At 54.5% G+C, this 21,319-nt stretch carries 16 protein-coding genes and 2 pseudogenes; 2 read left to right on the forward strand and 16 right to left on the reverse strand.

Features of this window, described 5'->3' with window-relative positions:
* Positions 1 to 85 precede the first annotated feature (85 nt).
* The 5 genes from LKD70_RS11790 to LKD70_RS11810 form a co-directional block, all read right to left on the reverse strand.
* Positions 86 to 1,501, reverse strand: coding sequence for a relaxase/mobilization nuclease domain-containing protein (locus tag LKD70_RS11790; RefSeq protein WP_002578499.1), 1,416 nt, complete (start codon positions 1,499 to 1,501; stop codon positions 86 to 88).
* 55 nt (positions 1,502 to 1,556) lie between these two features.
* Positions 1,557 to 1,889 (reverse strand): hypothetical protein, encoded by a 333-nt coding sequence (locus tag LKD70_RS11795; protein WP_002578498.1) that lies wholly within the window; start codon positions 1,887 to 1,889, stop codon positions 1,557 to 1,559.
* Entirely contained in the window at positions 1,886 to 2,740 is an 855-nt protein-coding gene (locus tag LKD70_RS11800; RefSeq protein WP_002578497.1) for a nucleotidyl transferase AbiEii/AbiGii toxin family protein, read from the reverse strand. The genes LKD70_RS11795 and LKD70_RS11800 overlap by 4 nt, the downstream gene beginning before the upstream one ends.
* Entirely contained in the window at positions 2,737 to 3,330 is a 594-nt protein-coding gene (locus tag LKD70_RS11805) for a type IV toxin-antitoxin system AbiEi family antitoxin domain-containing protein (protein WP_002578496.1), read from the reverse strand. The genes LKD70_RS11800 and LKD70_RS11805 overlap by 4 nt, the downstream gene beginning before the upstream one ends.
* Before the next feature lie 136 nt (positions 3,331 to 3,466).
* Positions 3,467 to 3,904 carry a hypothetical protein gene (locus LKD70_RS11810; protein WP_002578495.1) on the reverse strand — a complete coding sequence of 146 codons (438 nt, stop codon included), beginning with the start codon at positions 3,902 to 3,904 and terminating at the stop codon, positions 3,467 to 3,469.
* Between the two features lie 120 nt (positions 3,905 to 4,024).
* Between LKD70_RS11810 and LKD70_RS11815 the strand changes: the two genes are divergently transcribed.
* Positions 4,025 to 4,264 (forward strand): helix-turn-helix domain-containing protein, encoded by a 240-nt coding sequence (locus LKD70_RS11815; protein ID WP_002578494.1) that lies wholly within the window; start codon positions 4,025 to 4,027, stop codon positions 4,262 to 4,264.
* Positions 4,265 to 4,297: 33 nt separating this feature from the next.
* Here the strand turns inward: LKD70_RS11815 and LKD70_RS11820 are convergent, their stop codons facing one another.
* From LKD70_RS11820 to LKD70_RS11845, 6 genes are all read right to left on the reverse strand, one after another.
* On the reverse strand, positions 4,298 to 4,609 hold the full coding sequence (locus LKD70_RS11820) for a CD1845 family protein (protein ID WP_002578493.1): 312 nt from the start codon (positions 4,607 to 4,609) through the stop codon (positions 4,298 to 4,300).
* Positions 4,606 to 4,911 carry a hypothetical protein gene (locus LKD70_RS11825; protein ID WP_002578492.1) on the reverse strand — a complete coding sequence of 102 codons (306 nt, stop codon included), beginning with the start codon at positions 4,909 to 4,911 and terminating at the stop codon, positions 4,606 to 4,608. Before LKD70_RS11825 ends, LKD70_RS11820 begins: the two co-directional genes overlap by 4 nt.
* A gap of 152 nt (positions 4,912 to 5,063) precedes the next feature.
* Positions 5,064 to 5,408, reverse strand: a complete 345-nt coding sequence (locus LKD70_RS11830) for a plasmid mobilization protein (protein WP_002578491.1) — start codon at positions 5,406 to 5,408, stop codon at positions 5,064 to 5,066.
* Complete coding sequence (locus LKD70_RS11835; protein WP_002578490.1) at positions 5,405 to 6,211, reverse strand: DUF3848 domain-containing protein; 807 nt, start codon at positions 6,209 to 6,211, stop codon at positions 5,405 to 5,407. Before LKD70_RS11835 ends, LKD70_RS11830 begins: the two co-directional genes overlap by 4 nt.
* A 1-nt stretch (position 6,212) precedes the next feature.
* Entirely contained in the window at positions 6,213 to 14,201 is a 7,989-nt protein-coding gene (locus LKD70_RS11840; protein ID WP_227708216.1) for a MutS N-terminal domain-containing protein, read from the reverse strand.
* A 53-nt stretch (positions 14,202 to 14,254) separates the two neighbouring features.
* Positions 14,255 to 14,611 (reverse strand): TnpV protein, encoded by a 357-nt coding sequence (locus LKD70_RS11845; RefSeq protein ID WP_072853158.1) that lies wholly within the window; start codon positions 14,609 to 14,611, stop codon positions 14,255 to 14,257.
* Between LKD70_RS11845 and LKD70_RS11850 the strand changes: the two genes are divergently transcribed.
* Entirely contained in the window at positions 14,610 to 15,413 is an 804-nt protein-coding gene (locus LKD70_RS11850) for a hypothetical protein (RefSeq protein ID WP_072853160.1), read from the forward strand. The two genes, LKD70_RS11845 and LKD70_RS11850, sit on opposite strands and share 2 nt — an antisense overlap.
* Positions 15,414 to 15,462: 49 nt before the next feature.
* Here the strand turns inward: LKD70_RS11850 and LKD70_RS11855 are convergent, their stop codons facing one another.
* The 5 genes and pseudogenes from LKD70_RS11855 to LKD70_RS11870 all read right to left on the reverse strand — a co-directional run bounded on the left by LKD70_RS11855 (position 15,463) and on the right by LKD70_RS11870 (position 21,281).
* Positions 15,463 to 15,678, reverse strand: coding sequence for a transposon-transfer assisting family protein (locus tag LKD70_RS11855; protein ID WP_002588921.1), 216 nt, complete (start codon positions 15,676 to 15,678; stop codon positions 15,463 to 15,465).
* 1 nt (position 15,679) lies between these two features.
* A pseudogene (locus LKD70_RS18945) lies at positions 15,680 to 16,906 on the reverse strand (YodL domain-containing protein); the annotation flags it as partial.
* 284 nt (positions 16,907 to 17,190) lie between these two features.
* Positions 17,191 to 18,901, reverse strand: a pseudogene (locus LKD70_RS18950) (CHC2 zinc finger domain-containing protein); the annotation flags it as partial.
* 2 nt (positions 18,902 to 18,903) lie between these two features.
* Positions 18,904 to 19,185, reverse strand: a complete 282-nt coding sequence (locus LKD70_RS11865; protein WP_002588923.1) for a hypothetical protein — start codon at positions 19,183 to 19,185, stop codon at positions 18,904 to 18,906.
* Positions 19,182 to 21,281, reverse strand: a complete 2,100-nt coding sequence (locus LKD70_RS11870; protein ID WP_002588924.1) for a type IA DNA topoisomerase — start codon at positions 21,279 to 21,281, stop codon at positions 19,182 to 19,184. Before LKD70_RS11870 ends, LKD70_RS11865 begins: the two co-directional genes overlap by 4 nt.
* Positions 21,282 to 21,319 lie beyond the last annotated feature (38 nt).

A 21,319-nucleotide genomic window follows, 5' to 3' on the forward strand; every position in this document is an offset into this window, starting at 1 on the left:
TGAGGGCAGCGCCCCCAAGCCCCTTTGAACGCAGAATTTCATTCTGCGGCTACGCGTCCGATGGACGCTTATGACCATGACCGGCTTACCGCTGGCCGTGGTCTTTTTCTTGTTCTTTTTTCTGTTCCTCATCCATTTTCAGCAGCCGATCCACATTGGCCTTTGCCGTCAAAAGTTCCCGCATTTCCTCACGGGAACGCCGGTACTCGGCGTAGGTTTTCTTCTTTTCCTCCAGCAGTTTGGCATACTCAGATTGCAGGTCTTTGACCTTGGGCAGCTTCTTCACTCCCATCTCATCAAAGGCATTTTTTGCCGCCTGATGGAGCAGAATTTCTTGCTCATGTTCCTCCCGAAATTTTCGGGAATAACCGGCCTTGCGATAGGCAACATAGGTCTCGCGGGTCTTGGCATAATTAACGATATGGGTACGCAGGACGGCGATCTCTGCCATGCGTTTCTCCGTCGCCTTAATCTGCGCTGACAGCTCATTGTGATGGGCGGTAGCCGCCACCGCTTTTTCTTCCAGCTCTGTATAGTCCAGTAGGTGATGTTCGGTAAGAAAATTCACGGTCTGCGCCATCTGTTTTAAGTTAAAAACCTTGGCCCAGCGTGCATATCCAGCACCTTTCCCGGCCTGCAATTTTGCCTGAATATCCACCAGCAAATTGACCTTGGGTGGCTCCGGCTGCACGGTGGATTTCTTGCGGGGCGTGTGCTGCTTTTCTCCAGCCAGCACCGCACGGATTTCTGTTTCGCTGTACCCGGCTCCCAGCTTGTCATCCATACGGGCTACATTCTTCCAGCCGGGAGCTTTAAGGCGGATTGCTTTCCCGCGCCGAGATACCTCGCAGCCCATCTCGGAAAGCAGTTGCAGAAGTGTGTCAAAGTCTGCTGGCTTTTGCTCCAGCGCCCGGTCAATCATCACCCGTAGCTGTTCCCGATGGGAGGGCTTGGCTTGTTCGCCCAGCCACTTGTTGTAGCTTTTTCCGTGGGGCTTGGGGTTCTCCACAATGGATAGTCCGTTCTCGATACAAATGGTGTCACTTAAACGTCGAACAGCTCTGGTGCTTCCCCAAAAGTTACGGAACTTCCGGTCACAATCCATATTGACCGCCGACCAGATGATGTGATTATGAATATGCGATTTGTCGATGTGGGTGCAGACCACAAAGGAATGATTGCCTTTGGTGAACCGCCTGGCAAATTCTATGCCCAGCCGGTTGGCTTCCTCCGGTGTGATCTCTCCGGGCCTGAACGACTGGCGCACATGGTAGGCGATCACATCATCTGTACCGCGCACTCGTCCGGTGGCGGCAATATACTGCCGCTTTGCCAACAGAAACTCTGCATCAGCAGTGCGGCTGTCACATCCATAGCTGGTAATCAATTTTCCGTTGTCGGTCTTTTGGGGATTTGCCACATAGTCAATAATATCGCTGATGGCACGGCTCTCAGTCCGACCCTTGCCGATATGCAGCGGCATGATGCGTGTGGTTGCCATAAGGGAGACCTCCTTTCCAAAAAAGAAACGGCCTGCATGGTGCAGACCGCTTTTGTTATTCTATTAAATCGTCCTCATCGAGAAAATCAAAATTGTCCTCGATGTCCTCTAACCGCTTCGGAGGAAACCTCATCTCGTATTGTTCTTTTGCCAGCGCACGAACTTCCCGGCGCTTATCTTTCATTCGGTTCTTCAGCCAGGAAATCTGCTCCTTTGATAATCTCCATGGGAGATTCAGCAAGCGGTTTATTGTCATTTGCTCCGCTTGCTTCTCCGGCGGCAAAGAAGCACAGGATTTACAGACGTGCGCCGCATGACCTTTGCCGGAAAATTTTTCATTAGCCTTATATTCTCCGCAGACTTTACAATAATGGCCGTGCTTCTTCATAGGCTCGATTCCTTTTCACTGAGAGCGTATAAACTGCGCACCGCCCCCATGATGATGTTCCACTCCAGATCTGCCGCATAGGAAAATTTTTTGCGGTACGATTCCCAAAGTTTCTGCATAACCGAGCTGTTCTCCACTTCCTCAAAAACTTCGGCAGCTTCTGCAAGATGTCGTTCTGTCCCGCGTTTGTGAGCAGTGGCCCGCAGCGCATCATGGAGAATCTGAGGGTCCAATGTATTCCCATGCAGCTGTTCCAGAATATAAATGTCATAGAAATCTCTCATGCGGGTGTTGGTGGTAGTTCTGGTAATGATCGTTTCCAGCTTTTCGGCCAGAACCGTTTCCAGATTGTACGCCCAAATATCAATGGAGCGATCTTCCAGCATCAGCTTGAAAGAGTAGCGGATCTCCCTGGGGGTAATGGCATCCCCTGTGGAAATGTCAATCTTCAAAGGCGTCACCACACCGTCAAAGGTTGTAGTCATATTTACGCGAATCCCCGGATATTCCGCCTCATCCATAATCTCCGAAATACTTTTCAGCTGGAATTTGACGCCATCATCAAGCGGGACACTCACAATAGCGGAAATCAAATTCTCTATGTCCTCCACATTGACATTGGCTCCTTTTACAGTAGCGTCCAAATCCATCGTGGAACGGGCATCCAGACCAACCATAGCCGCTACCAGCATACCGCCTTTCAGAATAAATTTGTCACGATATTCAGAAAGGGAGATACGCTCCAGAAAACGCTCCATCATGTAGTTCCGCATCAAGAGCTGGGCGTCCGCAGATTTTTTTCTGGAAAGATTGCGGATCAGATCCTTCAACTGCCTTGCTGTTTTTATCATAAAAGCACCTCCAAATACTGCCGCAGAATTTTTTCTACCCGGAACATACCGGCATACCGCATCAATGTCCGCAGGTCTTTGTCTTTTCTTCTGGCATACATCTTTAATGCCCCTTGAAAAGTCTGCATCTCCATGTTGTTCCTGCTGCGGAGCAGGTCGCAGATGGTGCGCTCCAGGTCATAGACAGGAACTGTATGCCCAAATGGTGTCTGAGCCGTTGTCAGGCCCACCCCATGCAGTTCCGCCTTAATGGTGAATACCTGTACGCCCTCTGCTTTCAGCTTGGAGGGATTATATCCGGTCTTGACTGTGACCGTATATTCCAGCGGCTCGCGGTCTGTCAGATCGTGAAAAAATAAAGCTGTCTCATGGGAAAACACTGCCTGTTCGACCCGCAGATGAAGTAAGTACATGGCATCGACCCAGGCATCCTTGGAAAGATAAATTCCATGCGCGACCCGCTCCAATTCCCGTGAGTGCACATAATCATAAAAAACAGGCTTAGAAATACCAGCAGATACTACTTGAGCTGTTCGCAGCATCCCATCCTGTGTTTCCAGCAGCTGATCCAGCTGTTCAAATTGTCCCACCGTACCACTTCCTTTCACACTAATATTATAAGCAATATTAGTTCAAAAGTAAAGTGATGAAAATTCGGCATAATTTTACCGACAGCTTAACGTTCAACAGTTTTGGAAATATGAAGTGGCAGCAAAATAGACAACCTCAGCTGCCCATTTCATCACGATATGAAATAATCTGCTTCTTTTTCTGTTTGGCACACCGTAACGTTGTGGCTGCTCCGCCCCAATCATGGAGAACATAGGCCACCACTACATCGGCGGACTCTACCATCCAGCGATTTCTATGAGAAATCGAAAAACGGCGCGGTACGTTTTCCAGCGGTGGATACACGGTACTGTCATAGCCAGAAACATCCCGGCCAGTGTTCAAATATGCCAATACAAGAACCAGCTCGATTTGCGGATACTTTTTCTTTTGTTCCCGTAAAATAGACGCTGCTAAACTGTCGAACTCTCCATATCCTCCAAGATAAAAAGTTGTTGCTCCTTGCTCAATTAGGTCTTGTGTTACATTGCGAAGCCAATTCGCAATATTGTCTGCCTTTGTGATTTGCGAATGGCCACAAAAAGTTACGTTCATACGATGGCACCCCTATTACCATCATACTGCAAATAGCTCTATTAGTACAGGTACAGGGACCAATTTTAGCAAAACTGCCCATATACTAAATATAGTACAGTCACAGGGGCGGTGTATAGAATGAAGCTAAACGAGGCGGTAAGCAAACGTCTGTTAGAATTACTAGATGAAAGAAAAATGACACAATATCAACTGTATATGAAAAGCGGTGTTCCCAAGTCTACGATTGGAAATGTCATCAACTGCTCGTATGATTCGGTTAAGCTACGGATCATTCATGAGATGTGCCAAGGAATGGGGATTGGGATAGATACCTTTTTTGCATCGCCGCTTTTTCAAGAAGATAACCTAGAACCATAAAACCTCCGACGAAATTCGTCGGAGGTTTTCATATTATCCATAAACCAAATCTTGAATGATAAACTTCAAGTCCTGTACCTTGCCCAGTAGCCAGATTGCAGCCATTGGCAAACCATAGGGACTAATGAGAAATGCTATCACCAGCAGGATAATGCCGTTTTGCAAGGAGTAAGTAATCAGAACTGCCACACCCAGCAGGGCAACCACCATGCTGATAAGCCCCAGCACCAAACCGGAGACATAGACAATCCCCACACAAATCCAGACGAACAGGGTCAGCGACAGAATCACCGGAGCCATTAAAATCTTCAACGGCAGTTTCAGAATGAACCAGATCGCCCTCATTTTTCTTCCTCCTTCCATCGTTCCCGAAAGCTCTGACAGAGAATTTCTGCCTGTCTTTCATCTTCTTCCGTCACTTCTCGGCATCCTTTGGTTAGCCGCAGTTCCTCATAGCTGCGATAATCAGATAACAGCACCTCGAATAGTTCGTCCGGTGTCCGGCTGAGAAGTCCATCCACACAGTAGCGGGAATCTCCATTCCATGTGACGCGGAGATAACCTTCTCGACAAGGGAGGACTTCTTCCTCTAGATCACAGTCCAAATACTCACGAAAAATCTCCAACACCTTCTCAAAGGTTTTCATCTATTCTCAACTCCTTTGCGGCAATCTGTTTTCTACCCATATTATCCTTCCAACATTTCAAAAAGACAAGGATATGGGCAAAAGAAAAAACGGAGGAAGGCGCGGCGAAAAGAACGCCGTTCCTCCCTCCGCAGTTGGGGCATATATCCCTGTTACGAAAGCCTGGAAAGCTGGGTTAGGATTTCTTTCACGCCCTCCCATAACTGCTCCTGCCGTTGGGCTATATCCTCCAGGTCAGCATCATAAATCCGCCCCGTTTCATGTACCCGTCGGGTGAGCTGGTTCAGGTTATTGCTGCTTCGGCGCAACAGGGATACCAGTTCCTTCAGCTCCGGCAAGTCCAGCTGTACCACATAGCCGTCCACAGCCATCTTCCGCAGATAGGCGCTCAGGTTTTTTGTTCCGAACTGTGCCATTTTCTGCTGGATCGCTTCCATCTCCGCATCGGAAACCCAAAACAGGACCGGCACATCCCGTTTACGCTTTTTGGCGCTCATCGTTCCGGCTCCTGTTTCTTCGATAAAGCAGGCTTGTGGGTGGTAGGCTCCTGTTTGAGCTTTTGCAAGACAGAGCCTTTCTCCGGTTCCTGAAGCGTTTTTCGTGCCTGCCGTGTAAACAGATCGGTCAGACCAAGATTGACCTCATCCACAACCAGATAAGCACAGTGGCGCGAAGTGCCGCTGTCCTCCGGCATGGGAATGGTCTTTGCCCAGGCTTTGTTGTCACGGGAAACGCGACCGTCGCTGTCCTTATGCTGGATGGTGTTGGCAAGGATGAACTGTACTCGTTCCGACCCGAACTTTTCCAGCACCGCCTTAACCGCAGACTCCGTATCCAGTCGGTTATCCGCATAGTGGGCGCTGATGGCGTGTTCAATGGCCTCTTTACAGTCAAAGTTTGCCTGATAAGAGCGGTTATATTGTGCCATCTCCCCATGCTGGGACGCATAGGCGGCAGAATGGAGATAGAGAGGGATGGACCGCTGTTCTTCCAAAACCTTACACACATCATCCGCTCGGTTTTCAATGCTGTCCCGGATCACATCCATGTAGCCGGTCTCCAGCTTCTCAAAGTGACGGTACACATCGGCCAGCGGTGTAGGCGAATCCAAAAGCGCCTGGGCCTGGGCATCGGTCAGCTCCAAGTCCTCCATCGCCATCACAATGTCCTCCCGGACGGTGTACTCATAGGTATGGTGCAGGATTTCCTCCGGGGGCTGGCTTTTCAGCCAGTCCCGGTATTTGTCCTGTTCAGCGGCCATCTTCTCATAAAGGGCCGTATTCAGATCGTTGGTATTCATGTTATCGCACCTCCTCATGTTGTTTCGGTTTCTTTTCAGGGCTACGGGGTGGCACCGGGCGCTTCAAGCTGTCCAGCACCGAAGGCCGTGCGCTCTTGGCAACCACAGTTTCCGGCTGGGCATGGCCCTTGCCGTCAATGTTCAGCAGCGTGTCCAGTTCCACCAGACGGGCGGACTTGACTCGCAGATCATCCTCAAAGGGAAACGGCTTTCCGATTTCCTCTTTGGCTGCGGCCTGCTGTTGGTAAAGGTTGTCCAGCTGGTTTTTCACGGCTTCCAAACGCTGAGGCATTTGAGCCAGTGCATTGTCGATACGGGTGAGGTTTCCGCGCGGGTCTGTGCCGAGGCTTGCCCGGTGGGTCATCTGGCCTTTCAACAGGAGCGTATATTCCTGTTTCCAAGCGGAAAACTCCACGGACATAGTAAAGCCCCGATAGCTGCCGATCTGCACCGGTTCGGAGCCTTTGACCTCCTTACAGGCGTCTAGCAAGGCTGCACCGGCGTTTTCTTTGTCAGTCAGCACATCGCCCCGGATCTCCATTCCAGCAAAGCCATCCTCCGGGTGAGGATGGGCGGCCAGGGTCTCCAGATCCGCTTCAAAGCCTTTAATAAACCCCTTGTTAGTTTCGATTTCCTGGGGGAAGTATTTGAGCAACTGATCCTCCAGGCGGTACTGCTTGCTCTGATGGTCAGCTTTCATCAGCTTCAGACGCGCAACCTCCACATCCAAATCCATGCGCTCCTTGATACGGGGGTCTCCGGCGCACAGGGCCTTGATCTCGGCAAAGGACAGCGCCGTTTCGTCCACATCATCGCAGGAGCGGACCGGGCTTTTGCTGGTCATGATTTGCGAAATGAATTTCTGTTTGTTCTCCACCGTCTGCCACAGGTAGGCATCGAAAGTTCCCTCGGTAACATAGCGGTACACATGGACCAGCGGATTCTGGTTGTCCTGGCGCTCGATACGGCCCTTGCGCTGGGCAAGGTCTCCCGGACGCCACGGACAATCCAGGTCATGGAGCGCCACAAGCCGGTCCTGCACATTGGTGCCAGCGCCCATTTTGGAGGTGCTGCCCAGCAGGACGCGCACCTGCCCAGTGCGAACCTTGGAAAACAGTTCTTTCTTCTGCACCTCGGTCTTGGCTTCGTGGATAAAAGCAATCTGCTCGGCGGGCATTCCCTGGGCGATGAGCTTCTGGCGGATGTCCTCATAGATGGTAAAGGCAGGCTCAGGCTCATCCAACGGCACAGCCTGTTCCAGCGCATGAAGTGTGGGATTATCCAGCTGTTTGGCTGCCTTTTTGGAGGGGGCTGCCTGGGGCGTGGAAATGTCGCAGAATACCAGCTGGGTCAGCTTGTCAGCCTCGCCGTCCCGCCAGATCTGCATGATATTACCCACACACTGATTGACCTTGGTGCCGGGTTCATCCGGCAGCAGCTGGTTGATGATACGCTGGTCCAGACCCAGCTTGCGGCCATCGCCGGTAATCTTGAGCATATTGTCCTCTGAGGGGTCAACGCTGCCGCTGTGTACCCTGGAGGCGCGCTCGGAGAGAACCTGCACCATCTCTTTTTGGTGTTCAGTAGGCTGGGCCACGATGTTGTGGTATTCCACCTCCGGGGTGGGCAAGTTCAGCTGATCGGCGGTTTTGATGTCGGCAACTTCACGGAACAAGTTCATCAGCTCCGGGAGGTTGAAAAACTTGCTGAATCTCGTTCTTGCCCGGTAGCCGGTGCCTTCCGGTGCCAGCTCCAGCGCCGTGACGGTTTCTCCGAAGCGGCTGGCCCAGCAGTCGAAGTGGGTCATGTTCAGCTCTTGCAGGCGGTCATACTGGAGATACCGCTGCATGGTGTAAAGTTCGGTCATGCTGTTCGATACGGGGGTGCCAGTGGCGAAAATCACACCACGGTTTCCGGTCAGTTCATCCATATAGCGACACTTTGCAAACATATCGCTGGACTTTTGGGCATCGCTTGTGGAGAGACCTGCCACATTCCGCATCTTGGTGTATAAAAACAGGTTTTTATAGTTATGCGCCTCATCGACGAACAGGCGGTCCACACCCAACTGCTCGAATGTTACCACATCGTCCTTGCGGCTCTCGGCCTGCAATTTCTCCAGCCGGGCTTCCAGGGACTTCTTGGTGCGTTCCAACTGCTTGACCGTGAAACGCTCACCGCCGCTGTACTTCACCTCGGCAATGCCCTCGGTGATCTCGTCGATCTGCTCCTGAAGGAGCCGTTCCTGACGCTCTCGGCTGATGGGGATTTTCTCAAACTGGCTGTGTCCCATGATGATGGCGTCATAATCGCCGGTGGCAATGCGGGCGCAGAACTTCTTGCGGTTGTGGGTCTCAAAGTCCTTTTTGGTGGTGACAAGAATGTTGGCGGAAGGATAGAGCCGCAGAAACTCCGACGCCCATTGTTCGGTCAGATGGTTCGGCACCACAAAGAGGGATTTCTGACACAAGCCCAGGCGCTTACTCTCCATGGCGGCAGCCACCATTTCAAAGGTTTTGCCAGCGCCTACCTCGTGTGCCAGCAGCGTATTGCCGCCGTACAGCACATGAGCGATAGCGTTTTTCTGGTGTTCCCGCAAGGTGATGGCCGGGTTCATACCACCGAAAGTAATGTGTCCGCCGTCGTATTCACGGGGACGGGTGGAGTTCATTTCCTCATTGTACTGGCGGACCAGAGCTTGGCGGCGGTCCGGGTCTTTCCAAATCCAGTCTTTGAAAGCGTCCCGGATCGCTTGCTGCTTTTGGGCGGCCAGGGTGGTCTCTTTGGCATTCAACACCCGGCGCTCTTTGCCGTCTGCATCCTCTATGGTGTCGTAGATACGGACATCCCGCAGGTTCAGGCTGTCCTCCAGAATCTTGTAGGCATTGGCACGGCTGGTTCCGTAGGTGGTATAGGCTGCCACATTGTTCTGGCTTACAGAGCTTTTGCCGGTGATCTGCCACTCAGCGGTGAAAGAAGAATAGTTGACCTCGATATTGCGCTGGAGATAAAACGGCGTGTCGAAGGTCTCATACATAAACTGCTGGATGTACTCTTTGTCGATCCAGGTAGCGCCCAGGCGCACCTCAATCTCCGACGCATCCAGGTCTTTGGGCTGGGCAGCGGTAAGGGCCTCCACATTGACTGCAAAGGAAGGGTCCTGCTGTGCGGCCCGCTGTGCCTGACGCAGCTTGCGCCGCACATTGCCGGACAGGTATTCGTCGGCTGTTACATAATGGGGAGTGCCGTCTTTCTCCAACTGCCCAGGTACACGGAAGATCACGCCTTTTAGCTCGGCGGCCAGTTCGTCGCCGGTCTTGCCGGTCAACTCCGCCATATACGCCATATCGACAAAGGCTTTTTCGGAAATTGATACGGCCAGAGCTTCACTTGCGGTATCCACAGTGTCCACCGCCTTGTGGGGCTTGATGGTGCGCTTGGTGAACATATCCGCCTTGCGCTCCAGCTTGCCGTCCTCGTCAATGACTTCCAGCGCGCAGAGCAGATAGTAGCTGGAATCATCAGCAAAGGCCAGCCGGTTCGCCCGGTCATTGATAAGACCATATTTTGCAGAGAAGCTGTCATAGAGCCGGTTCAGTTCGGCCTGTTTGTCCTGGATGGCGCTGTCCGGTGTGGCGGCGTCCATTTGCAGATCAATGAGCTGCTGGACACATTCTCGCAGACCCACCAGTCCTTTCACACGGGCTTCGGCGGTGGCATTCAGGTCAGGCCGTACCATACAGCTGTTTTCACGGTAATACACATCGCCGTCCACAACGGTGTAGGAGTAATTTTTCACATTGGGGTCAGCAGGGATAGAAGTGTCGATGGCTTCGCCCTCGCCCAGCTCCGGCAGCTCGGCCTCCTGGTAGGTGCCGCGAATGTACTTCACGGCATCATGCAGCTGATCGGCAAGCTCCAGCCCCTCGATGGGGTTCACGGTGTAGTCCATGCCGTGGGCGGTGCTTTCCGGTTCCTGTCGGCCCAGCACCATTTCCGGGTGGTCCAGGAAATAGCGGTTGATGGCAAAGCCGTCCTCGGTCTGCCCGGTCTGCGTCCACTCCGGCACGATGTCCAACGGACGGTCACGCTTTTGCAGGAAGATGATGTCCGAAACGACCTCGGCACCTGCGTTCTTTTTGAAAGCGTCATTGGGCAGACGGATGGCCCCCAGCAGTTCGGCGCGCTGAGCAAGATACCGGCGCACGGTGGAATCCTTGGCGTCCATCGTGTAGCGGCTGGTGACAAAGGCCACCACGCCACCGGGACGAACCTGATCCAGAGCCTTGGCGAAAAAGTAGTTGTGAATGCTGAAATTCAGCTTGTCATAGGCTTTATCCCGAACCTGATACTGGCCAAACGGTACATTACCCACCGCCAGATCGTAGAAATCCCGCCTGTCGGTGGTCTCAAACCCTGCCACGGTGATGTCGGCCTTGGGGTAGAGCTGCTGGGCAATACGCCCGCTGATGGAATCCAGCTCCACGCCGTAAAGACGGCTGTTTCGCATTTCCTCCGGCAGCATACCGAAGAAATTGCCTACACCACAGGACGGCTCCAGGATGTTGCCGGTCTCAAATCCCATGCGGCCCACAGCCTCGTAAATCGCTTTGATGACCGTAGGGCTGGTGTAGTGCGCGTTGAGGGTGGAACCTCTGGCAGCAGCGTATTCCTCCGGGGTCAGCAGTTCCTTCAGCTGGGCATATTCCTTGCTCCAGCTTTCCTTGTCGGGGTCAAAGGCATCGGCAAGGCCGCCCCAGCCCACATACCGAGAAAGGATTTTCTGCTGTTCCGGCGTTGCCTGCTCGGTGGTTTCCTCCAGGTATTTCAGCAGCTTGATTGCCTCGACATTGGCCTGGAACTTAGCCTTGGGGCCGCCTTCGCCCAGGTGATCGTCAGTGATACGGAAATTCTCGGCGGTGCGACGCAGATTGGCCTTGTATTCCTCATAAGAGGCTTCCTCGGCAGCTTTGACATTGGGGAAGGTCTGCCACTCGCCGTTTACCTGAATGGAAACGGGGTGTTCGTCCAGTACCTCATCCAGAGTCTTTTCCGGCTCGACAGCAGGCGTGGGCGGCTCCGGCTCATTGGTTCGCAGGGTCTGAACAACCACATCATAGGGCAGATTGTTCTTATCGCCCGGATAGACAGCCACAGTCTCGGCTTGGAAGGCCGGGGTTTCGGCAGCCGGTTCGGGGCGTTCCTGCTCAAAACCGTCCAACTGACGGGCATACATCCCGCGCAGCAAAGGCGCAACCTCGCTCCACTGGAAGAACAGCATGGCCAGACGCTTTTCATCTGCATCCAGCACTTCCAGCTCGATACCTTCCGGCATCGTGCGGTAATCGGCGGTCTCGCCGGTCTCCAGCTCCATCGTTTCCACGATGTTGGGATAGGCCCGGCTCAGCCACAAGGCTACCTCCTGGTTACTCTTGCCGTTGCGAAGAAGCTCGGAAAGCTCCGCCTTGTCCGCCTCACCAATCAGGCCATGGGCCAGCACATCCCGAAGGTCCTGGTCCACCGTATCCAGATTTGCAGGCAGGAATTCGGTATAGAAGTCGTTGCGGTTATCCTCCCGCAAAAGCTGCTCAAACCGTTCCCGGCTCTCAGCCCGGTAGATGGGATAGCTCATGCCGGTGGGCAGCAGCTGCACCGTGTCATCCCGCAGCTCTGTGATCTGATGGGGCCGGTCATCCAGATAGACAATATCACCCACATTGTAAGGAGGAACCGCTGGATCGTAGGAGGTTCGCTCCCGGAGTGTGCCACGAGCCGCAGCGTATTCCTCATCTGAAACCAGAACACGCAAATTATGGGGAGAAGGCTGTTCCGGCTCATCTGCCGGGACGCTCTCTCTGGATATGGCCTCCACATCCGCCATAACACGCTGGATGAATGGGTCATTATCCAGTTTTTCCTCATCCACCAGTTCACCATTCACAATGCCGCGCTCGGCCAAAGCCTCCCGAATGGCGATGGGGTCGATGTTGTCGAACCGGTCCTGTTCCGCTTCGGTGTAGAACCGGTCCTCCTTGATAAGCTGAGCGATCCGGCGCTGTACCTTGGGCCAGGGCAGCACCGTTCCTTCGGGGCTTTCCGGGCGAACCGAAAACGGGGTTTTGCCATCGCCGCCGTCAAACTCATGGGCCAGCCATGCAGCGGTATCTTTTTCCCGCCCATGTTTCTCCATGTAACGGACAACGGCGTGTTTACTTTCGATTTTGCCGTTCCAGTCCTGGATAGCCTTGTCGATGTCATTGTCCGTGAGAGGGTGCAGCAGCTCATGGAGCTTGGGATAGGTCTCGTCGATGATTTCTCGATGAAGGCGCTGGCGGAACTCCGGTGTGTCGGAATAGAGGCGGAGCAGCTCCATGTTGCCAGATCCCAGGACAGCACGGCGAATAGCGGCATTGCCCTCGATCACGGCGTTCTCATGGTCACTGTGACCGCAGGCATTGCGATATGGCACATCTTCCATAACAGCGGCAAGTACAATGGGCTTGTATTGCTCATGCAGTTCTCGAATCGTAGGGGCTGCGGCTGCTTCGGTCTCCTGAAATACTCTGGTCCCGTCTGCGCCAAACTCCGCTTCCTGGGCATTGATGTGCTGTTCCGCCTCATGGTCGATAGAGGGCATGGAATACTCCTGCCGCTCCCTGCCGCCCTTCGGGACAGCGGAAATGGTCACATCATGCTTATCCCGCAGCTGTTCCACAACCTGCTCCAGCCGGTTTGCCGGAAAGCCGCACATTTCCACACGGCCACCGCCGGGGATAGCGCGGGTCGTGAGATTGAGGTCCAGTTCCGCAGCAGCAGTTTTGGCGTCCTCACCGTACAGCTCAAAAAAATCCCCCATTTGGTAGAGGATTATATCATCCGGGTGGCGCTCCTTGACGCCGTTGTATTCCCACACAGCCGGGTCCGGCTGCTGGGCTTGCAGGGCATCTTCTTCCGCCAGGGCCTTTTCTGCCTGGATTTTGTCATACTCCGCCTGTTCCTGTTCTGTGAGATAGCGTCCCTTCTGGATCAGGTCGGTAATCCGTTTGGCGACTTTCTCCCAGGTGAAATGCACATCCGGGCAGCCGTCTTTTTTGTAGTGCAGACCTTTTCCGTCGTGGCTTTCATCGCTTTTCATTGCACCGGACAGGGCATGGGAGTGACCGCCAATACCATACTTATGTTTGAGAAAATCCACCTTTTCCTTATCCGTATGGGGTTCCTGGAAAAAGGTGAAAACTCGGCCCTTACCGCCCTCAAATCCGCTGCCTCTGGTCATGGCGGCGTCGATCTCGTCCTCAGAGATAAACTGCTTGACCGAAGGTACTTCCGTCAACTGAGAGGTAAAGGTGGTGCGAGGCAAGGACAGATCTTGCAGGTTCTCCCAAATTTCTTTGGGTTTATGGTAGTGGAAGCGCAGCAAATCCCGATCCTGCTGGTAGGCCGTCCAGAAGGCAGCATATTCTTCCGCAAGGTTCTGGCGAAACTCCGGGCTTTTCAGCTGTTCGGTGAGCCATGCAGATTCCTCCGGGAAACCGCGCCCCGGATTGTTGGAAAGGATGGGCAGATACCCAGCTTCTCTGGCTTCCTCGCTGAAATCGTGGTACAGATTCCAGAACTTTTCCGCGAGGAGGGAGCGTTCATAGCCCGCAGCCTCAGCCAGCTCCACATTGGTGGCAAACTGGCCGTCCTGCAAAAGCTGGCCGATACGCTCAGCGGCACTCTCCCAGGAAATGACCTGGGCGGACTTATCGTAACGGGCAGTTTTGCCGTGGGAAAGATGGATTCCATCCTCGGCATACCATGCAGTGATGCTGCCAATCCCGTTGCCGCCATGGTACAGGGTTTTCAGGGTGTCTGCGATCTCGGTGGTGGACTTCTGCTCCTCAAAGGCCGCGACAATGCGCTCTCTCTGGCGATAGGTGTTGCCGCCCAGCCGCAGCACATGGTCGATGTCAGCCTGGGCAAAAGAAAAAGCAGAGGATGTTTTCACATTCTCTGCTTCATCTATGATTCTGATTTGTTCTGCTTCGGAGAGGAAGAAACTCAGCTGTGAATAAGCTCCGCCATCAGAATCTCCTCGGCCTGTGCTTTGCAGGTGTTCATCAGGCCCACCCAGCGCATCGGGTCGCTGGCTTTCAGCTGCTCCGTCGCGCCCGCGTCTTTCGCCAGCTGGGGCATCATCTGCTCCAGACGGCTCTGCGCTGTCTCGTCGATCTCGATGAGGTGCGGGTACAGCTTCTCGGTCAGCAGCAGCTGATTGTAAATCAGGGGCCGGTGTTCCTTCAGGTACGCTTTCCGCATCCTGCCGTACTTGCCCAGGGGCTTCTCCGGCTGTTCGGTCAGCTTCAGGTCGGGAATCTGATAATCTCCGTTCATCGTGTAAGTCAGGCTGTTCTCCATGTGTAACGCTCCTTTCCGCGAGTTGCTCGCGCTCATAGATCTGGATGGTGACGCCGATCTGCCGCAAAACCTGCTGGTTAATCTGGCTGACCGCCGCGCCCAACGCCCCAACCGTGGCCGGGGTATTGAAATCGAAAATCGGCATGAAGTCCTCATGCTGGAAATATTGTTCCGTATCCAGCCCACAGCGAGACATCAGGGCATAGGCGATACTGACGGTGGCGGCGGACTTAAATTGGACTTCGATGTTGTAATCATCGTACTCCGCCAGGAACGAACCGTCAACGATATAGCGGAAATCTCTCTGATGATCGTCCCAATACTCACTCGCCAGCTTTCCGGCTACATCCGTGAGCTGCTGGGCGAGATTGTCACCGGCAACGCCGTAGTTTTGCTCCAGCATGGCCGACACAGGCCCAATGTGCTGTTCTTCCAGCTGCCACAACCAGGGTGTACGGGAATGTTCACGGGTGCCGGTATCGGAAATATCGAACACATAGCGCAGGCGAAGCTTGTCGCCGGAATCGTCCACCAGGGCAATACCCTTGGAGCCACGGCGCACATACCGTCCCATTTTTTCATTCCACAGGTCATACTCGGCGCAGGCGGTGGCATCCGGGCGCTGGGCGTAAATCATCATTTGCTCGTGGAATGGGTATTTATAAAGGCGGGCGGCGGTGGTGAGAAAAGCCGTCCACTCCTTCCAGCTGCCTACAAGCTGGGTCGATACCTGTTCGGCCATCTGCCGGTAAAATTCAGCTTTGGATGGCATGGTTTTCTGTCCTCCCTTCATGTTGAATAGAAATGGGACGGCATATCAGGCCGTCCCATCAGGTCTTTATGTGTGTTTTTTACTCGTCGAAATCTGGGTACAGCTCCAGTTCGGCAAACTCGGTGTCGTTCATAGCTTGGAGTTTACCCAGGGCGCTGTCCGTCAGTTCCCGCAGCTCGGCTTCCTCCGGCGAAAGCTCACCGCGCATCTCCGTCAGAGCGTCGATCAGCCCGGTGCGGCTGCCGGTGTTGTAGATGCAAAGAAGGTTCGTTTCCTCAAAGGTGAAGTTGTTCATATCAAAGCTCCCTTTCCGCGCTCTTTTTTTGCGCTGTCTTTTTGTGTTCCGTCTTGGGCTGGCTTTTCAGCTGCTCCATTACGGACTTTTTCTTTTCCCGTTCCTCTCGATGGACGGCTGCTGCCAAGTCCATAAGAGAAATGGGCTGACCACTGCGGGCCTGTTGTTCCAGCTGGGCCACTGTCGGCTCCTTTGGGCCGTTATTGATGATACCGTCGATCATGCCGTAATCATCTTCCACCGTCATTTCCGCATTTCTCAGCGAATTTTCCGGCAAGAAACCTTGCACCTGGGTGAAACCAACACTGTCGCAGTAATGACAGGATACCTGACCATTCTGCTTGATGGCAACGATGTCACTGACGCTCATAGACGGGCTGTGAAAATCCACCGGCTTTTGCAGATTGAACTGCTCATACAGCCTTTCCAGCTGCTCCATAGTGCTGCCGGAACCGTCCAGAGGGGCGGTATAGATAAGGTCATAGTTACTCCGCTCTACGGACAGATTGTGCGATTGCAGCCAATCCAGATTCATAAAACGCACATTCTGCGGGTCATCCTTGCTCACCTGATAAATAGCAAAACAATTTCCCTCATGGGAAAGAAACGCCTGTTCCCGTTCCAACTGCCGATCCTGTCGTTCCAAAACTTTTTCGTGAAAGTCCGGGCTTTGCTCCCATTCCTCGCGGGACACAGCAAAGATACCGTCATGGGCGTCCAGGTCGGCAGTGTCAAAGGCCATTTCCGGGTTTTCACCCTCCTGGACGATATAAACGGTCAGGTCTCGCTCCATCAGCTCATAGGCTCGCTCTTTGGAGAGGGGCAGAAGGTCACCGTCCAGGTAGCCGCATTTCTCCAGATCATCCTGAGTCAGTGCCGGGTCCGGCATGGGATACTCGTCCAACGCCTGCTCCTGGGCATCCGGCAGCTGGGTGGCGGCAGCTTCTGTGGTCTGCTGGCTGACCTGTTCCTGCATCTGGTGGTAAGCCGCCTCCTGCAAAGTCTCGATCATGGACAGCGGCGCATACTTGATGGACTTGCCGCCCATCCCCAGGTCCTCGCAGATATGGCTAACCGCTGTGGAACGGCCCATATCCGGCCCGTCCAACTGGCCGCCGTCCATCTGCTTCATGGTTGCCACATCGTAGAGCGTGTAGTCCCAGCCGGTGTCGCAGGGCTGAACATGAAGGTAGCTGGTATCATCCAGCACCAACAGGGCCTCCCGGTACTCGGCGCTGGGCTGGACACTTTCGGTATTTTCCGGCTCGGTCAGCTGTTCCGGTTCAGTCATCGGCACCAGCTGATCCAAGCGTCCCATAAGCTCGGCAGCTTTTTGGGTGGTTTCATCCGGTTCATCCTCGTTCACGATATTCTGGAGCCATTCGCGTACACCGCTGGCATCTCCGCTTCGGAGTGTGGCAGTCAGTTCGTGCAGTGCGTCCTCACGGCTATCTGCATTGTTCCGATACTCATAAGGGTCATAATCGAAAGTGAACTGGTCGATGTCTGCTGCCAGCTGCTCGATAGAGTCCTGCTGCGGTTCCGTGGCGGCAGTCAGGTCAATGCCGCGCTCCTTGCAGATTTCCTTGTAGTTGCGCTCGATGTCGTTAATCAGCTCGCAGGAAGTCTTGTTGATGGTCTCCAGACTGGCCCGCAGCTCCTTCAGCTCCTTGTCCTTCGACCAGGAAGCGATGTAGCCAAAACTGTTCTCGCCGGTCTGGATGCCGAAATACTGGCAAACCGCATAAGAAATGCTCTCGGCCTCCACTTCCTCGGTGTTGCGGTTCTTGGCGGCCTGTTTCACCGCCGTCAGATCTTCCTCCACTTCCAACCGCCACTCAAACCGATTCTCGTCCACATAGCGCCAGCCTTCCTCGGCGGCGGCCTGTTCCGCCTCTGCTTCGGTGGCGAAGTCCAGACGGAAGTCATGCTTGGTGCCGCCCTCGCTCACCATCACGATCTTCCAGGTCGGCTCCGCTTCGTACTTTTTGGGGTCGTGGAGCTTACTGTGCGCGGTCTCATGGACAGCGGCGGAAACAGTCTGCACCTCGCTCATGCCTTCCCGGATGGCGATCCGCTGCTGGTCAGAGGAGAAATAGCCGTCCATGTTCTCGGCCATCGGCTCAAACTCGATGGGAACCGGAGCCGAGCGGCGCAGAGCTTCCATGAAAGCCTCATAGTGCGGCACCGTCCCGGACAGGCTGGAGGCCAGCTCTGGCAGGGGCTTTCCGTCCGTCTGGCTCACATCGAACACCTTCACCGGACGGAACATGGGGATTTCAATTTCTTTTTCCTCCATGACCGCCTTGCCATCCGCGTCCAGGATGGGTGCATGAGTATCCGGGTCGCGCTTCATTTCCTCGATCTTCTTTTTGTAGGGCGTGGGGGCAATGATGGTGATACCATGCTCACCCTTTTTCACATGGCGCTCAAACTGATTTTTCCACTTGTTGAACCCGGCCACCAGGGTGGCGTCCGGGCGCTGCATATAGATGAGCATGGTGTTGTTGACGGAGTAGCGGTGGAACTTGGACATGACGGACAGATAGCGCATATACTTCTCGCTCTCAAACAGTTCCTTGATACCCTGTTCAATGCCCGCTGTGATCTCTTGTAACCGTTCTCGATTGGTGGTCTTATCAGCCATGAATTTCACTCTCCTTTCCAATTTGGCTATTTCTGATTGATGTTCGGCAATCCACAGCTTTTGCTCCTCCGGGCTGTTCTCCAGAAAAAAATCCAGCAGATAGCCCACATAGTCCTTTTTCTGGATTGCCTCCATGAATCGGGGATGTGGATTTTCCTCCGGTGTTTTGGGTGTGTAGTCCGTTTCCCACTTGCGGAGCAAATGAAAGTAGTCGGCCAGGACACGAAAGGCATGGTCTCGGTCCTCCTTGAATTTCTGCGCCTCGGATTTCTGGCGGACATGGCGTCGCCGGGGAGGGGCCTGACTGTCATAAGCCAGGCCAAAATCCTGGGCCAGCTTCTCGGCGGCCTCTTTGGGGGACAGATTGTAGAGCCTCGCTGTGAAGTCAATCACATCGCCGGTGGCTCCGCAGCCAAAGCAATAAAAATATTCCTCGTTCAGCTTCATGCTGGGATTTTTGTCATCGTGGAAGGGACAACAGGCCATGCCGCTCCGGTTGACCTCGATTCCGTACATCTGCGCTGCTTCTCGGACGGTGATGGACTGCTTGACAGCCTCAAAGACACTTTCAGCCATGCTTACTCATTGCCTTTCTTGGGGGTGGGCGGCCTGTATCCGGCAGCCTTGGCCAGTTCACTGGCTGCCTTACGGCGCTCGGCGCTGTAAGGTTCCCGGACGGACACACAGCGTTTGGGAACGAGAAAGGTCTGGCGGTCCTTTTTCACAATCTGGTCCGGGTATTTCTCTGCCAGTCGCCGCAGCTTCTCCAGCAGCCGGGGGTCATGGGTATAGACCTCGGCGGTGGCTTCGGCCTGGTTGTAGAGGATGATGGTTTCCTGTTCATAGCGTGAGAGCTTCATCGTTTGCCACCTTTCTGCTGGTCAAACTCCAGCTTGAAGTTGGCGTACTGCCCATCATCCGCCAACACCACAGTGGCATCGTAGGTCTTGCCGGTTTTCTCGGAGTACAAGCCCCTCACATGAGCGCGGCCATCTTTGAGCAGTGCCGTTACGATGGCTTTGGTAGGTTGCTTGTGCTTCATCTCCCACCACTTGTTGTTTTTCCAAATTGCAAATTTGCAAGATTCTGTCTGACAGAAGAAGCCTTTTTGCATTTCTGCAACCTCTCCGCCACAGCGGGGGCATTTGCCCACCACTTCGTGGGAAGGGCTGAACAAATACTCCGTTCCCTTGATAGCTTGATAGGTTCCCACAAGTTCTTTGAGCATGGCACTAATCCCAGCCATGAAATCCTCCGGGGCCAGCTCGCCACGCTCGATCTCACCCAGCCGGTACTCCCACTCAGCAGTCAGAAGGGGCGATTGCAGCTGCTCCGGCAACACGGTGATAAGGGATACCGCGTCATGGGATGGCATGAGCTGCACGGTTTTCTTGCTCTTTTTGCGCTCCAAAAAGCCGGTGGAAACCAGCTTTTCCAGAATCCCGGCGCGGGTGGCCGGGGTCCCCAGGCCCTTGCGCTCGGCATCCTCCGGCATATCGTCCTTCCCGGCAGTCTCCATTGCGGAGAGTAGCGTATCTTCGGTGAAGTGCTTGGGCGGGGTGGTCTTGCCCTCCTTGACGGTAGCACCAGAAAGGGGCAGCGTCTGACCTTCAGACAGCTCAGGCAGAGCCTTGTCCTCGGGTTCTTTGTCCTGCTCCACATTCTTCAGCCCTGCGCGATAGGCAGCGTCCAGCGCCCGCCAGCCGTAATTTTTCACTGTGCGGCCTTTGGCAGTAAACTCCGCTCCGGCGCACTCGACAACAACGGCGGTTTCCGCAAAGGTATAGGGCTGGGCCACGGCGCACAGCAGGCGCAGAGCCACCAACTCCAGCACCGCCTTTTCGCCCACCGGCAGGCCGGACAGGTCCGCGCCCTGGAGGTTGCGGGTAGGGATCACTGCATGATGGTCGGTCACTTTCTTGTCGTTGACAATCTGGGCGGCATTGCAGGCAATCTCCATGCCATTGGAAAAGGGCATCGCCCCGGCAGTGAGCTGGACCAGCTCCGGTAGACTCGCCGCCATATCCGAAGTCAGATAGCGGCTGTCCGTCCGAGGGTAGGTACAGAGCTTCTTTTCATACAAATTTTGCAGGTAGTCCAGGGTTTGCTGGGCGGTGAACCCCAGCAGCCGGTTGGCGTCCCGTTGGAGGGTGGTCAGGTCATAGAGGGCGGGCGGCTTCTCGGATTTGTTTTTGCGCCCCACTTTTTTCACTGTGGCAGCCGCACCTTGGCAGGCCGTTTTCAGCTGTTGGGCGGCAGCCTTGTCTGCCATGCGCTCCCCGGAAACGGTGAAACCGGGCAGCTCCAGTGTGACCGTGTAGAATGGCACCGGCTTGAAGGTGTCGATCTCGGCTTCTCGCTGGACAATGAGGGCCAGCGTCGGGGACATGACACGTCCGATGTTGAGGGTCCGGTGGTACAGCACGGAAAACAGCCGGGTGGCATTGATACCCACCAGCCAGTCCGCTTTGGCGCGGCAGAGGGCCGCATCCCGCAGGCCGTCATAGTCTGCACCGGGGCGCAGGTTTGCAAAGCCCTCCCGGATGGCGGAATCCTCCATTGAGGAAATCCAGAGCCGCTTCATGGGCTTCTGGCAACCCGCCAGCTCATAGACGCTGCGGAAGATCAGCTCCCCCTCGCGTCCGGCGTCGCAGGCGTTTACCACTTCGGTCACATCCGGGGCGTTCATCAGCTGCTTCAGCACATCAAACTGTTTCTTCTTGTCCTTGCTCACCACCATCTGCCAGGGTTCCGGCAGAATGGGCAGATCGTCATAGCGCCACTTGGCGTAGTCCGGGTTATAAGCGTCGGCGTCGGCCAGACCAGCCAGATGGCCCACACACCAGCTGACCCGCCAGCCGCCGCCCTCCAGATAGCCGTCCTTGCGGGCGGTGGCCCCAATCACGGCGGCCAGACTTTGGGCAACGGACGGTTTCTCAGCGATCACCAGCTTCATGGTTTTTCATCCTCCTTTCCCGCAGCCATGCGGTCAGC

This window comes from Ruminococcus turbiniformis (assembly GCF_020687545.1).
Classification (GTDB): Bacteria; Bacillota; Clostridia; order Lachnospirales; family Lachnospiraceae; genus Mediterraneibacter; species Mediterraneibacter turbiniformis.

Excerpts from the sequence above, each read along its gene's own strand:
- LKD70_RS11790 (WP_002578499.1), bottom strand. The coding sequence starts at position 1,501 with ATGGCAACCACACGCATCATGCCGCTGCATATCGGCAAGGGTCGGACT.
- LKD70_RS11795 (WP_002578498.1), bottom strand. The coding sequence starts at position 1,889 with ATGAAGAAGCACGGCCATTATTGTAAAGTCTGCGGAGAATATAAGGCT.
- LKD70_RS11800 (WP_002578497.1), bottom strand. The coding sequence starts at position 2,740 with ATGATAAAAACAGCAAGGCAGTTGAAGGATCTGATCCGCAATCTTTCC.
- LKD70_RS11810 (WP_002578495.1), bottom strand. The coding sequence starts at position 3,904 with ATGAACGTAACTTTTTGTGGCCATTCGCAAATCACAAAGGCAGACAAT.
- LKD70_RS11815 (WP_002578494.1), top strand. The coding sequence starts at position 4,025 with ATGAAGCTAAACGAGGCGGTAAGCAAACGTCTGTTAGAATTACTAGAT.
- LKD70_RS11820 (WP_002578493.1), bottom strand. The coding sequence starts at position 4,609 with ATGAGGGCGATCTGGTTCATTCTGAAACTGCCGTTGAAGATTTTAATG.
- LKD70_RS11825 (WP_002578492.1), bottom strand. The coding sequence starts at position 4,911 with ATGAAAACCTTTGAGAAGGTGTTGGAGATTTTTCGTGAGTATTTGGAC.
- LKD70_RS11830 (WP_002578491.1), bottom strand. The coding sequence starts at position 5,408 with ATGAGCGCCAAAAAGCGTAAACGGGATGTGCCGGTCCTGTTTTGGGTT.
- LKD70_RS11835 (WP_002578490.1), bottom strand. The coding sequence starts at position 6,211 with ATGAATACCAACGATCTGAATACGGCCCTTTATGAGAAGATGGCCGCT.
- LKD70_RS11850 (WP_072853160.1), top strand. The coding sequence starts at position 14,610 with ATGTGTAACGCTCCTTTCCGCGAGTTGCTCGCGCTCATAGATCTGGAT.
- LKD70_RS11845 (WP_072853158.1), bottom strand. The coding sequence starts at position 14,611 with ATGGAGAACAGCCTGACTTACACGATGAACGGAGATTATCAGATTCCC.
- LKD70_RS11855 (WP_002588921.1), bottom strand. The coding sequence starts at position 15,678 with ATGAACAACTTCACCTTTGAGGAAACGAACCTTCTTTGCATCTACAAC.
- LKD70_RS11865 (WP_002588923.1), bottom strand. The coding sequence starts at position 19,185 with ATGAAGCTCTCACGCTATGAACAGGAAACCATCATCCTCTACAACCAG.
- LKD70_RS11870 (WP_002588924.1), bottom strand. The coding sequence starts at position 21,281 with ATGAAGCTGGTGATCGCTGAGAAACCGTCCGTTGCCCAAAGTCTGGCC.